Source organism: Empedobacter sp. 225-1 (genome assembly GCF_030328185.1).
Lineage (GTDB): Bacteria > Bacteroidota > Bacteroidia > Flavobacteriales > Weeksellaceae > Empedobacter > Empedobacter stercoris.
Genome location: NZ_JACALO010000053.1, coordinates 1 through 13,398, shown reverse-complemented (window position 1 = coordinate 13,398; position 13,398 = coordinate 1). Strand labels below are relative to the sequence as shown.

Annotated in this window: 10 protein-coding genes; 4 read left to right on the top strand and 6 right to left on the bottom strand. The window is 32.3% G+C overall.

The window, feature by feature from the left end; genetic code table 11:
* Window positions 1-95: 95 nt before the first annotated feature.
* Window positions 96-761 carry a response regulator gene (locus HX088_RS12815; RefSeq protein ID WP_260543718.1) on the bottom strand — a complete coding sequence of 222 codons (666 nt, stop codon included), beginning with the start codon at window positions 759-761 and terminating at the stop codon, window positions 96-98.
* Between the two features lie 20 nt (window positions 762-781).
* Window positions 782-2,455 carry a tetratricopeptide repeat-containing sensor histidine kinase gene (locus HX088_RS12810; RefSeq protein WP_286484352.1) on the bottom strand — a complete coding sequence of 558 codons (1,674 nt, stop codon included), beginning with the start codon at window positions 2,453-2,455 and terminating at the stop codon, window positions 782-784.
* Between the two features lie 186 nt (window positions 2,456-2,641).
* On the opposite strand from HX088_RS12810, the gene rlmD reads away from it, so the two are divergent.
* Genes rlmD through HX088_RS12795 form a run of 3 tightly spaced genes read left to right on the top strand, consistent with a single transcriptional unit; the run spans window position 2,642 to window position 5,319 of the window.
* The gene (rlmD, locus tag HX088_RS12805) at window positions 2,642-4,060 is read left to right on the top strand and encodes a 23S rRNA (uracil(1939)-C(5))-methyltransferase RlmD (protein ID WP_286484351.1); all 1,419 of its coding nucleotides are present in this window, start codon (window positions 2,642-2,644) and stop codon (window positions 4,058-4,060) included.
* 16 nt (window positions 4,061-4,076) lie between these two features.
* Entirely contained in the window at window positions 4,077-4,679 is a 603-nt protein-coding gene (locus HX088_RS12800) for a DUF6452 family protein (protein WP_286484350.1), read from the top strand.
* Window positions 4,633-5,319, top strand: coding sequence for a DUF6048 family protein (locus tag HX088_RS12795; RefSeq protein ID WP_286484349.1), 687 nt, complete (start codon window positions 4,633-4,635; stop codon window positions 5,317-5,319). The genes HX088_RS12800 and HX088_RS12795 overlap by 47 nt, the downstream gene beginning before the upstream one ends.
* Window positions 5,320-5,388: 69 nt before the next feature.
* Here the strand turns inward: HX088_RS12795 and lon are convergent, their stop codons facing one another.
* The 4 genes from lon to HX088_RS12775 form a co-directional block, all read right to left on the bottom strand.
* Entirely contained in the window at window positions 5,389-7,827 is a 2,439-nt protein-coding gene (lon, locus tag HX088_RS12790; RefSeq protein ID WP_286484348.1) for an endopeptidase La, read from the bottom strand.
* Window positions 7,828-8,028: 201 nt separating this feature from the next.
* Window positions 8,029-9,165, bottom strand: coding sequence for an N-acetyl-alpha-D-glucosaminyl L-malate synthase BshA (bshA, locus tag HX088_RS12785; RefSeq protein ID WP_286484347.1), 1,137 nt, complete (start codon window positions 9,163-9,165; stop codon window positions 8,029-8,031).
* A 23-nt stretch (window positions 9,166-9,188) separates the two neighbouring features.
* Complete coding sequence (locus HX088_RS12780) at window positions 9,189-10,271, bottom strand: serine hydrolase domain-containing protein (protein ID WP_286484346.1); 1,083 nt, start codon at window positions 10,269-10,271, stop codon at window positions 9,189-9,191.
* 44 nt (window positions 10,272-10,315) lie between these two features.
* Window positions 10,316-12,070 (bottom strand): glycoside hydrolase family 3 protein, encoded by a 1,755-nt coding sequence (locus tag HX088_RS12775; RefSeq protein ID WP_286484345.1) that lies wholly within the window; start codon window positions 12,068-12,070, stop codon window positions 10,316-10,318.
* Between the two features lie 113 nt (window positions 12,071-12,183).
* Here HX088_RS12775 and HX088_RS12770 point away from each other — a divergent pair, with 113 nt between their 5' ends.
* Window positions 12,184-13,263 (top strand): TerC family protein, encoded by a 1,080-nt coding sequence (locus HX088_RS12770; RefSeq protein ID WP_171623054.1) that lies wholly within the window; start codon window positions 12,184-12,186, stop codon window positions 13,261-13,263.
* The last annotated feature ends 135 nt before the right edge of the window (window positions 13,264-13,398 follow it).

Here is a 13,398-nt window from a genome sequence, read left to right as displayed (position 1 = left end):
TGCTACACTATATTTTACTTTTCTTGTCATAAAAAATGCCCCCAAAAGTGTCTAACTTTTTGGGGGCAGTGTACAATGTTGACGCTTTATTTATCTTATATACTTCCCAAATCTTTGAAAAAAGCAACCAACTGATGATTACTTGTCAATTGCAGAGATTCTTTTAGCGATCCCAATCTTTTTTCTACACTACTTTTACTTGAAGGTTTGATATTTCTATCTACTAAAAAATTAGGTATATCTTTTAACAAAACGCCTTTTGATAGCAAGGAAACCAACGTAACATCATACGAGGTAATTTCAAATGTGTTTTTTTGTTTGATGCTTCTTTTCATACCTAACTCTAAATGTTTTTCACCCTCAAAAACAGCTTGAATGGCTTTCTTTAACTCTTTCGAATCTTCCCTTCCTTTTGCAACAAATCCATCAATATCATACTCTTTAAAAAGATTATCAACCATATCAGCTTTTTTCTCTACCGAAAAAACAATAATTTTTAAATGAGGTTGAATAGCTTTTACAGCTTCAATCAAATCCTTTCCTCCTTTCAAAGTTTGTTCGCGATGATCTTCTTCAAATGATAAATCAGAAATCAATAAATCATAAGGTTGCTCATTATGCAAAGCTTTCTTAATTTTCAGAAAAGCATCATCACAATAAAAAGCATAATCCGGATTATCTACATTCAAATCCTTCAAAACTTTTTGAATCGAAATATTAAAACTTTCAAAATCTTCTGCAATCAATACTTTTTTAAACATATTTTTTAAAAATTAGGTTGTTAAATAGGAAACTTGATAATGATTTTCAAACCATTTTCTGTGTCAAAAATAACATCTCCTTTTAAACTAGAAATACGTGAAACCGTATTTTGTAAACCATTTTTAGGATTTAACTCCGAAATTCCAATTCCGTTATCCGAATAATTCATATAAAATTGTTGATTTTCTTGTTTGAAATTCAAGACAACTCGCGAAGCTTGACTATGTTTTTTCATATTCGTCAATAACTCTTGTATGACCAAAAAAATCTCTGCTTTAGCTTGGTGAGAAATAATTGACCAAAGCTCATTTTCGTTTCCGATCAAATATATTTTAGCCTTATCCGAATCAAAAGAACCTATTAATTGTGATAATTTAGCTGCAAAATTTTCATGTTGCGCTTCATCCTTTTTATCATACGAAATATCCCGTGATATTTCATAAACTTCTTCTAATTTATCTAAAATTTCATCTCGATTAAATTCCGATTTATTTTCTATATCAGACATCACATGGTAAATTCCGTTTGCCACCTTGTCATGTACTTTTTTTGAATATTTTAACTCTGTTTTCTTTACCTCTAAAACTTTTTCTTGTTCTAATTTTTGTTTTCTTCTTTTGTGCCAAAAATATGCGAAACACAAAAGCAACAACAACAAAATAACAACAATATATAAGCTTAAAATTTTATTCTTTTTCTTTTCGTTTTCGGCTTCAGCTTCTAAAAAATTTGCTTTATTTTTTTCTGAATCAAAACGAATCAATGCAAATTGATTCTTCGCTTTATTCCGTTCTAATTGAATGCTATCATAGAGTTTTTGATAAGCTTCAAAATATTTTTTAGAATTCGTAGAATTTTCAAGTAAAATCAATTGCTGATAAACTTCTAATTGATCATCCACACTCTTATTCTCAAATACAATTGTTTTTCTCTTATAAGCAAAATCCAATGCTTCTTTAACATCTTTATCAGAGAAATAATCTGTCAAATGTGCATAACTTGCATTTTGTCCCCACAAATCATTTTCTTTTATTCGAATATTCAATGCTTTGTTTAACTCATTTTTTACAACTCCGTTTTTATTTTGCAACCATTTTGTGTACGCTAAATTATCTAAAACCCGTGCATATTCTTTTTGATTTTCGGTGATATTTTTATCTTTTAACAACTCTTGATAAATCTTGATTGCTTCATCAAATTGATTATTGTAACGATAACTATTGGCAATATTATTTTGGTAGATAATAAAAGCACTCTCATCTTTCGTGAAATCTATTGCTTTTTGGTAATAATTTATCGCTTCATTATAGTTTTTTAATTCATGCGTACTTTGCCCTAAACTATTATAAGCACTCGATAAAGTTTCTTTCTCCTCTTTGATTTGAGGATTTAATAGTTTGATAGCGTCTATATTTAATTCCTGACTTCCAAACCAATCCCCTTTGTAATGGCTTATATAAGCCATATTAATTAAACATTTAGCAGCTTGATGTTTATTATTTTGTATCAGAAAAATATCTTTCGCTTTGTTAAAATAAATATAAGCACTATCACTTTCTTGTTTTTCATAAAATTCCCATGCAATATTATAGGCTTTATTATCCGAACTTGACTCTTCTTCAATTTGCTTTTTTTCAGTCGATTGACACGAAAAAATAAGTAGTAAAAAAATAAAAAATAAACCTTTTCTCAAACCATTTCAATTACTCAATAAAGCTAAAGAAAAAACGGATAGATTTCTCTATCCGTATTATGTTTATTTTTGAATCATTGGATATATTAACATGAGCTGGGCTGTAGATTAATCATAAAACCTTAATTTTTCATTACATAAAAGATAAAAAATTGAATATTTCGAGGACTTCCTTACCTTTGCAAAATGTCAAGAAAAGCAAAGCAAAAAATCATATTAAATAATATAGAAGTTTTACGTGCTGGTGCAAAAGGTGTATCGGTTGGTAAAACAGAGGAAGGTAAAACTGTTCTGATAAAAGGTGCAATTCCTGGAGATGTTGTAGATGTACACGTTTTGAAGAAAAAAAGCAGCTATTTAGAAGGACAAGCAATCGAAATTCATACAAAATCTCCTTATCGTATTCAACCAGAATGCGAGCATTTCGGTGTTTGTGGTGGATGTAAATGGCAAGATATGAGCTATGATGCCCAACTTAAATTTAAACACGACGAAGTGGTTAACAATTTAGTTCGTATTGGAGGTTTCAAAGATTTAGAAGCAGAAATTGTTCCGATTTTAGGATCTAAAGAACACTATTTTTACCGCAATAAATTAGAGTTTACGTTTTCTAATGCTCGTTGGTTAACGTTAGAAGAAATTCAATCAGGAAAAGAATTTGACGACCGAGATGTGCTTGGATTCCATATTCCAGGAGCTTGGTCTAAAGTTTTAGATGTTACGAAATGTCATTTACAACGTGATCCTTCGAATGCGATTCGTGTCGAAGCAAAACGTTTTGCATTAGAACATAACTTAGATTTCTTCGATCTAAAAAATCAAGAAGGTTTATTGAGAACGCTGATGATCAGAACTTCTCAAAATGGGCAAGTAATGGCTTTAGTTCAATTTTTCCGCGAAGAAAAAGAAAATCGTGAAGCTTTCTTACAAAACTTAAAAGATAAATTTCCAGAAATTACCTCTTTATTGTATGCGATTAATCCAAAGCAAAACGATTCTGTTTATGATTTAGACATCGAAGTTTTTGCTGGTGAGGATCATATTATGGAAAAGATGGAAGATTTAAATTTCAAAATTGGTCCGAAATCTTTTTATCAAACAAATCCAGAACAAGCATACGAATTATACAAATTAACACGTGATTTTGCTGGTTTAACAGGAAACGAATTAGTGTACGATTTATATACAGGAACAGGAACAATTGCACAATTCGTTTCGAAAAATGCAAAAAAAGTAGTGGGTGTAGAATCAGTTCAAGAAGCAATTGATGCGGCGAAAGCAGCAGCTAAATTCAATGGTATTGAAAATTGTGATTTCTATTGTGGTGATATGAAAGATGTCTTAAATCAAGATTTCATCAACGAACATGGAATTCCAGATGTTTTGATTACTGATCCTCCTCGTGATGGAATGCATAAAAAAGTGGTTGAAAATATTTTATTCATGAATCCAAAACGTATTGTTTATGTTTCTTGTAACTCTGCAACACAAGCAAGAGATTTAGAATTGATGAAAGATCAATATAAAATTGTTAAAGTTCAGCCAGTTGATATGTTTCCACAAACACATCATGTAGAAAATATTGTACTTTTAGAACGATTTTAAAATTCAATTCTTTAAAATGAAAAAGTTTCAATCTATTTTAACCGTTTCAATCCTCTCTATTTTAACAAGTTTTGTTATCTATAGTTGCGAAGATGATGATATTTGTACAGATGAAGGCGAAGTGCCACGTATGGTTGTAGACATGTATTACAACATTGATAAAACAACAAAATTAGAAGATACAATTTTCTATTGGGCCTATGTTTTAAAAGATTCTATTCCTACAGGAACAAGCAAAGACACTCTATTAATTGATCAAGGTTCTGTCAATATGAAATCGAGTTTTGCTACGCCAATTCGTCAGAATAAGCAAAAAGAAATTTATTATACTATTGCACAAGGAAAAGATAGAGAAGTTAAAGATCCTATTACGGGGCAAGTTATTGAAACAATTAAAGCAAAACGAGATCGTTTGGTTTTAACTTACGATACAATTGGAAATGCTTATACGTCTAAAGCATGCGGTTTTGGATTAACTTTTCAAGGAGTTGATGTAAAATTGGTAACCAAAAGTGAAAGTAGCGCTGGAAATTGGATTAAAGGAATAGAAACTGTAAATACTGAAATAAAAGATGGTTCGACAACTATTATTAAGCTTTTTGCTGACGAGCGCAACTAATTTTGCTTTTGCGCAAATAAATAAAACTGACTCAACAAAAGTAACAGTCACGGATTCTATTCCAAAGAAAAAGAACCATGATATTTTTATTGGTGTAGATGTTTTCAATCCTATTGTTGCAGCTTTTAGCGATAAAAAAGGTGTTAGCGCTTTTGCTTCATACCAAATTAATAATAAGTGGCACGCAGTTATAGAAGCTGGTTTTGAGAAAAATAATTTCAATGAAATCAATTGGGATGTAGATGTTGATGGAATTTTTGCGAAAGTTGGTGCCAACTGGTTTGTGACACAAGATGTCGACAATCAATCGAACGGAATTTACATTGGTGGACGTATTGCCTATTCACATTATTCGCAAACAATTAACAGCTATGCGATTCGTGATTTACAATCAAATGAAATTATTGATACCGGAAGTTTGCCTAAAGCAAATGTAAGTAGTTATTGGATAGAAGCTGTTGTTGGTGGACGTGTAGAGATTTTTAAGAACTTTTATGGTGAATTATCTTTGCATCCTGCAGCTTATATTGGTGGTAAAAAAGATCAAGGAATTGATCCTTTGGTTATTCCTGGTTACGGGAAATATAGCGGCCCATTTAATATGCCAGTTTTTTGGGGAATTGCTTATAAGATAAAGTAAATTACTATTTATATACGAAAAAAAGGAACTCTAATTGAGTTCCTTTTTTAGTTTTGAGAAGATTTCAGATTAATCAAAAACCTTTGCTCCTTTTACTTTTTGATTCGTTAAAGCAATATCCAAAACTTCTTTCATTTCTTTGACGAAATGGAAAGTCATTCCTTTTACGTATTCCGCTTTAATTTCTTCAATATCTTTTCGGTTGTCTTCGCACAAAATAATTTCTTTGATATTTGCACGTTTTGCCGCTAAAATTTTTTCTTTAATTCCACCAACTGGTAACACCTTTCCACGAAGTGTAATCTCACCTGTCATTGCTAATTTCGCTTTCACTTTTCGTTGTGTAAAAGATGAAACTAAAGAAGTCAACATCGTAATTCCGGCAGATGGTCCATCTTTTGGCGTTGCTCCTTCTGGAACGTGAATATGCACTTTATAATTTTCGAAAACTTCTGGTTTAATACCTAATTCATCTGCATGCGATTTGATATATTCTAATGCAATTGTTGCAGATTCCTTCATCACAGTTCCTAAATTACCTGTAATAGAAAGTCCACCATTTTTCGCTTTCGATAAAATTGATTCGATAAATAAAATATCTCCACCAACACTTGTCCAAGCTAAACCTACGACAACTCCAGGAACTTCATTATTTTCATATTGATCTGGCGTGATAGAAGGTCCTAAAATTTTAGAAATATCTTCGATTGAATATTTAGCATCAAATTCTTCTTCCAACGCAATGTGTTTTGCAGCTGAACGAACCAATTTAGCAACTTTCTGATTCAATTTACGAACTCCAGATTCGCGTGTATAACCGGTGATTAAATATTCGATTTCTTTTTTTCCTAAAACAACATCTTTCTCTTTCAAACCATGATCTAACAATTGTTTTGGTAAAAGGTGACGTTTTACAATTTCTGTTTTCTCTTCGATGGTGTAACCTGCGATATTAATCATCTCCATACGATCACGTAAAGGACTTGGAATATCTCCAACATTATTTGCTGTCGCGATGAAAAACACTTTAGATAAATCGTAACCAATTTCTAAGAAATTATCATAAAAATTCGAGTTTTGTTCTGGATCTAAAACCTCTAACATTGCTGACGAAGGATCTCCATGTGCACTTGCCGTCATTTTATCAATCTCATCTAATACAAAAACAGGATTAGATGATTCAGATTTTTTGATCGATTGCAAAATACGTCCTGGCATAGCTCCGATATATGTTTTGCGATGTCCGCGAATCTCCGATTCATCATGCAAACCACCCAACGACATTCGTACATATTTACGACCAATCGCATCAGAAATAGAACGTCCTAACGAAGTTTTACCAACACCTGGAGGTCCATATAAACAAAGAATTGGCGAACGCATATCTCCTTTCAATTTCAAGACGGCAAGATGTTCTAAAATACGCTCTTTTACATCTTCTAACCCATAATGATCGTGATCTAAGATTTTCTTCGCATGTTTAATATCAAAGTTATCTTTTGTCAACGTATTCCATGGTAAATCCAACATAAATTCAAGGTAATTACGCTGAATATTATGTTCTGGCATTTGTGGATTAAGGCGAGAAAGACGATTAATTTCTTTATCAAAATGGTTTGCTACATCTTCGCTCCAACTCTTTTTTAGAGCTCGTTTGCGCATGTCATTGATTTCTTCTTCCGTCGTGTTTCCTCCTAATTCTTCTTGAATCGACTTGATTTGTTGATTTAAGAAATATTCTTTTTGTTGTTGATCTAATTCTTTTCGAACTTTATTTTGAATGGTATTTTTCAACTCCAATTTCTGAAGTTCAACATTCATAAAACGCATCACTTCCATTGCGCGAAGTTTCATATCAGAAATTTCTAACAACAATTGTTTTTCATCTAAACTCAATGTTAAGTTAGACGCCACAAAATTGATTAAAAATGTATTACTTTCAATACTTTTTATCGCACCTGCAGCTTCAGAAGGTAACATTGGATTTTCTTCTACAATCTGAAAAGCTAAATCACGAATTGACTCAATAATTATTGGGTATTCTTTGTTTCGAGAAGTCGGAACTTTTTCATTCAAAGTCTCTACTTCAGCTTTAAAATAAGGATCGTCTGTAACAAACTCTTTCACTCTAAAGCGTTTCATTCCTTGTAATATCACCGTGATGTTTCCATCTGGTAATTTTATCATTCGCATAATTTTCGCTACAGTTCCTACTGTATATAAATCGTCTTGTGTAGGATCTTCCACAGCAATTTCTTTCTGCGAAAGCACTCCAATAATGCGATCTTCTTTGTAAGCTTGTGTTAAAAGTTGTATAGATTTATCTCTACCCGCGGTAATTGGCGCAACCACACCCGGAAATAAGACGGTGTTTCTTAACGATAAAATAGGCAATACCGAAGAAATATCTTGCTTATTTAGCTTACTTTCTTCGTCTTTACTCATCAAAGGAATTAATTCGATTTCTTCTTCCATTACTTGTGCTAATGACAAATTGTCTATGTTCATAATTTTTTTATACGTTCAAAGTGTCAGTAAAACTATTTTTAACTGACGAAAGCCTTTCATAATAACAGCATTATTAAGATTTGAATCTTGTCTAAAGCATTTAGAAAAGCGAGTATAAATAAGTCAAACGTTATGCCAATAAAATATATTGTCAGTTTTTCAATAAAGGTTTTGAATGAGGATAAATATAAAAATCGGGATTTACCCGATTTTAGATTTTGCAATTACTTTGCGGTACAATTCTTCATATTGCGGAAGAATATTCGTTTTATCAAATCGTATCGCTTGTTCTTTTGCTTGATAACTAAACTCTGCCAAACGCTTTTCGTCCTCTAAAATATAAATCGCTTTTTCTGCCATCATTTCGATATCTCCTACTGGGCAAACAAAACCAGTGACTCCGTTAATATTTACTTCTGGAATTCCGCCTGCATTGGACGAAATAACTGGAACACTTGCCGCCATAGCTTCAAGTGCTGCCAATCCAAAACTTTCTTGTTCGGATGGTAAAAGGAATAAATCTGCCGCTTTCAAAACATCATTCAAGTCACTTACCATTCCAAGACTTTTCACTTTATCTTGAATTCCAAAATCTTGAATCATTTGATCCGCCATATCCCATTCTGGTCCTTCTCCAGCAATGATTAATTTGGATGGGATTTGTTTTTGAATCAAATTAAATGTACTGATCACATCTTGTATACGTTTTACTTTTCGTAAGTTAGAGGTATGTAAAATAACTTTCTCCTTTGGTAGCGCAAAATTATCACGACAACAGACGCATTTTTCTGGTAAATATTGATCGTTATCGATAAAATTTGGTACAACTTCTATCTCATTTGTAATATCAAATGCACATAAAGTTTCTTGTTTTAAACTTTCGGAAACCGATGTAACTACATCCGATTCATTAATTGAAAATTCAACAGCCGTTTTATACACAGGATGTTTCCCAACTAATGTAATGTCTGTTCCATGCAAAGTTGTCACGATTGGTAAATGATACCCTTTTCTTGCCAACATTTGTTTTGTAAAATATGCGGAATACGCATGCGGAATAGCATAATGTACATGCACCAAATCTAATTCGTAATGTAACACTTTATCATATAAAATTGTACTCAACGCCAAATCATAAGGTTGATATTGAAACAATGGATAAGTCTCAACATGAATACGATGAAAGTATATATTTGGTAATTTAATGTTTAATCTTGCAGGTACATTTGTACTAAAAAAATGTACTTCATGCCCTTTCTCCGCTAAATCCATTCCGAGTTCTGTTGCTACAATTCCACTACCTCCGTAGGTTGGATAGCATACAATTCCTATTTTCATTCGCGATTTTTATTTAGACAAATTTAAGGCAAAATTGCGTCATATATTACTTGTCGGATATTTTCTCTCACTTTTTTTATCGATAAATAATTTGGTTCAATAGTTTGATTCACTCTATTTGATAGAAAAATATAAACAATATTGTATTTAGGATCCGCCCAGACCATAGTTCCTGTAAAACCTGTATGACCAAAACTTTCGGCTGATGGACCTTTTGTAGAAACCGTTTGCATTTTGTCAAAGCCTGCACCTCGATGATTTCCTTTGAATTGTTGTTTGGTAAATTCTGCAACCACTTCTGGTTTCAAATAAACCTCATCACCATATTCGCCACCATTCAAATAGAGTTGCATCAACTTTGCCAAATCAATCGAGTTAGAAAATAACCCCGCATGACCAGCAATTCCGCCAATCATCGCTGCACCTTGATCGTGTACAAAACCATGCACCAATTGATTTCTGTAGGTTTTATCGTATTCAGTTGGAATGATATCTTCTAAACTAAATTTTTCTTTCGGATTAAAAGTGGTGCGGTACATTCCAAGATTTTGGTAAAATTTTTCTTGCGTTAATTGATTTAGATCTTTTCCAAAATCTTTTTCTAATTTCTTCTTAAAAATATAATAGCCTAAATCTGAGTATTCATAAGACTTACGACCAAGTTGTGATTTATAAATATCTTCATAAATCGTATCTTTTATCGAATTGATGATATAAATATTATCCGTTACTTTTATTTGATGCTCCTCATCTTGTTTACGTGAATAGAAATCCAAATAAAGACGCGCATTTTTCACATTAACCGTTTCGTTGTAAAAGCCAATCCAAGGTTTAAGACCAGCTTGATGTGCCAAAACTTCACGAACTTTTAAAGAAGATTTGTTCGTATTCTTAGCATCGGTATCAATTTCACCAATTGTTTGATCAAGGTTTAATTTACCTTCGCCGACCCCCAACATCAACAAAGGCAACGTTGCCGTCACCTTTGTTACAGAAGCGACATCATATAAATCTGTCCACTTCACTTTTTTTGAAGAATTTTTATCTTGTGTTCCAAAGCTTTTGTCGTACACGATTTTTCCATCTTTCGCAACTAAAATTTGCATTCCAGGCGTGTAACGATTTGCTATTGCTTCTTCGGCAAGTCTATCTATTTCTGAGAGTTTTTTTTTCCTAAACTTACATTTTCAGGCGCTGTAAACCCTAAACGATTGATATGTTTTGTTACAATTCCTTGACCTTCTTTCAAATTTTGATTGATATCTACAGGAAAAGTACCTTCAGCATCAATTGCTCCAAAAATAATTTGTACTGCTGCTGCTTGCGCATCTTTCGTATTTTGATAATGAACCGTAACGGCATCTAAATTTGATAAATCAAGATCTTTCAATCCATAAGGACTTGTAAACAATGAAAAGATTTTCTTTTTGTCTTTTGGCAATGCATTCAATATAGCTTTCGAATTTGCAGACAATTTATAAGGTTTGTAAACTGTTTCGTTTGACAAAAATGCCCCAGCAATAACAACATCATAATCATTTAGTAAATTGATTTGATTTGGATTTGAAATTTTTACTAACTCAACATTTGTATATTTTTGTAAATGTGTCAAAAATTGATCATAATCAGTTTGTTCCAATGGGACAAACGCTATTTTTTGATTTATTTTTTTGATTGGTAAAACCTTGTGTTGATTTTTAACCACAGTTGAAGCTTTTTCGAAAATTTTTGTTGTTAAAGCTAAATTTTCAGGCGAGTTTAAATCTTCTAAAACATTTGCTGGATTTAATGGTTTTATCTCGTTTAAACCTGTGATGTATTTAGCCATTAAAATTTTCTTCACACTTTCTTCTAAACGTGCTTCAGAAATTTCTCCATTGTTAATTGCATCGATAATTTTTTGTTTCCCGATATGTACATTTTGAGAAAACAGTAAAATATCATTTCCAGCCACAAAAGCTCTATAATCTACATCACCTGCAGGAAATCTTTTTGCTACACCATCCATATTCAACGCGTCTGTAATCACAATTCCTTTAAACTGTAATTCACCTTTCAAATAATCTGTAATAATTCGTTTGGATAAGGTTGAAGGAATAGTAGCATCTGGCTCCAAAGCTGGAACATTAAGATGTGCTATCATGATTGATTGTACACCAGCTTCAATCATTTTCTTGAAAGGTGCAATATGGTATTTTTCTAAATCAGTTTTATTATCCGGTATCAATGGTAAAACTTTGTGCGAATCTTGGTCGGTATTTCCATGTCCTGGAAAATGTTTTGCAGACGATAAAACATTTTGTGCACGCATTCCGTCCATATAAGCAATTCCTTTTTCTGCTACACGATCGGGATTAGAGCCAAACGAACGATTCCCAATCACTGGATTATTCGAATTGACATTGACATCAACCGAAGGTGAAAAATTAAATTGCACACCCATTCTATTCGCTTGTAAACCGATTTGTTTCCCTACTTGATACACCAAATTATTATCTCGTAATGCTCCCAGTGTCATATTCCAAGGAAAACGTTCTACACTTTTCAAACGCATTGCTAATCCCCATTCTGCATCCATTCCTATTAACAAAGGTGTTTTTGAAATGGATTGAAATTTATTGGTTAACTCGATTTGATGAGCAGCTTGATCTTGCATAAAAATCAATCCTCCGATATGTTCTTCTTCGATTAATTTTTGAATCTCAATCTCATGCGCAGCATCTCTATTTGTATACGCAGCTACAATAAATAATTGTCCAACTTTCTCTTCCAATGTCATGGTATTGTATTTTTCATCAACCCATTTCATTTGAATGGAATCCTTAAATAATGGAGAAATTTGTTGCGCTTTTGTCGCGATAGGTAAAATAATTGTTAAGAATACGTATGTTATAACTTTTTTCATGCTAGAATAAATTAATTTTGTATGTTTTTTCCCTTTGATAAAAACTTTTTTTTAAAGGCTTACCGATTAGGATTGGTAAATTTATAGTAAATTGTGAAATTAAATAAAATTATATGAGTATTTTCAGTGTTGTACAGGATAGTATGTTAAATCATCCTGGACTAGTAACTGTTTTTGGAGTAGCTGTAATTATTATGCTGCTTTTAGATTTAGGTGTTTTTAACAAAAACGCGCATGTTGTTTCGAATAAAGAAGCACTTATCTGGACTATTGTTTGGATTTCCTTAGCAATGATTTTTAGTGGAGTAATTTATTTTGTTTTCAAGGAAGCTGATGGGCACGCGTTTGCTCTCAACAAATTCTCCCAATTTCAGGCGGCTTATTGGATTGAAAAAGCGTTATCCGTCGACAATCTATTTGTTTTTATTTTAGTTTTCGGGTTCTTTAAAATTCCAAAGGAATATCAACATAAAGTTCTCTTTTGGGGAATTTTAGGTGCATTATTATTCCGTGCAATCTTTATTTTTGCTGGAGTTGAATTAATCAAAATGACTTATTTACCTTCTTTTTCTATTGGAGATTGGCACTTTAATTTAGGTGATGAAGCAACGCACGCTAATTTTGCTGCAAAAGAATTTTTCCGTCCAAATGTAGTTTTAACTCTTTTCGGATTCTTCCTAATTGTAGCGGGAATCAAATCTTGGAAATCAAGTGATGAGGATGAAAATCAAGATTTATCACAAAACCTTGGAGTAAAATTGGTGCACAAATTTTTTAAAGTAACACCTAATTTTGATGGAGATAAATTCTTCAGTGTACAAAACGGAATCAAAATGGCGACGCCTCTTTTCGTTGCATTGATGGTGATTGAAGTAACAGATTTAGTATTTGCTGTAGATAGTATTCCTGCGATTTTTGCTGTTGCTCCAGACGATCCTTTTATTCTTTATTCATCTAATATTTTTGCTATTTTAGGATTGCGTTCGTTGTATTTCTTGTTAGCAAACTCGATGGATAAATTCAATAAATTACACTATGGTTTGGCTGTAATTTTAACTTTCATTGGAATTAAAATGATCATTATGCCTTTCTATCATTTCGAATCGACTGTTTCATTATCAATAATTGGTGGAGTTTTATTAACAACAATTATATGGTCTTTGCTTTCGAATCGAACAGAAAAAAGCAACTAAATAAATTATAAAACAAAAAATCTCCATTCTGAAAATGGAGATTTTTTTATTGTTTTAGTTGTCCCGTCCTGAAATAGCGATACAAAAAAGAAATCGTTATTATGGAAGAAAGAAGCAATTATGTCAAACGTACTC

What these genes read in the sequence shown, in the direction of transcription:
- HX088_RS12775 (WP_286484345.1), bottom strand. Translation starts at nt 12,070, where the DNA reads ATGAAAAAAGTTATAACATACGTATTCTTAACAATTATTTTACCTATC.
- HX088_RS12800 (WP_286484350.1), top strand. Translation starts at nt 4,077, where the DNA reads ATGAAAAAGTTTCAATCTATTTTAACCGTTTCAATCCTCTCTATTTTA.
- HX088_RS12815 (WP_260543718.1), bottom strand. Translation starts at nt 761, where the DNA reads ATGTTTAAAAAAGTATTGATTGCAGAAGATTTTGAAAGTTTTAATATT.
- HX088_RS12780 (WP_286484346.1), bottom strand. Translation starts at nt 10,271, where the DNA reads ATGCAAATTTTAGTTGCGAAAGATGGAAAAATCGTGTACGACAAAAGC.
- rlmD (WP_286484351.1), top strand. Translation starts at nt 2,642, where the DNA reads ATGTCAAGAAAAGCAAAGCAAAAAATCATATTAAATAATATAGAAGTT.
- bshA (WP_286484347.1), bottom strand. Translation starts at nt 9,165, where the DNA reads ATGAAAATAGGAATTGTATGCTATCCAACCTACGGAGGTAGTGGAATT.
- HX088_RS12770 (WP_171623054.1), top strand. Translation starts at nt 12,184, where the DNA reads ATGAGTATTTTCAGTGTTGTACAGGATAGTATGTTAAATCATCCTGGA.
- HX088_RS12795 (WP_286484349.1), top strand. Translation starts at nt 4,633, where the DNA reads ATGGTTCGACAACTATTATTAAGCTTTTTGCTGACGAGCGCAACTAAT.
- lon (WP_286484348.1), bottom strand. Translation starts at nt 7,827, where the DNA reads ATGAACATAGACAATTTGTCATTAGCACAAGTAATGGAAGAAGAAATC.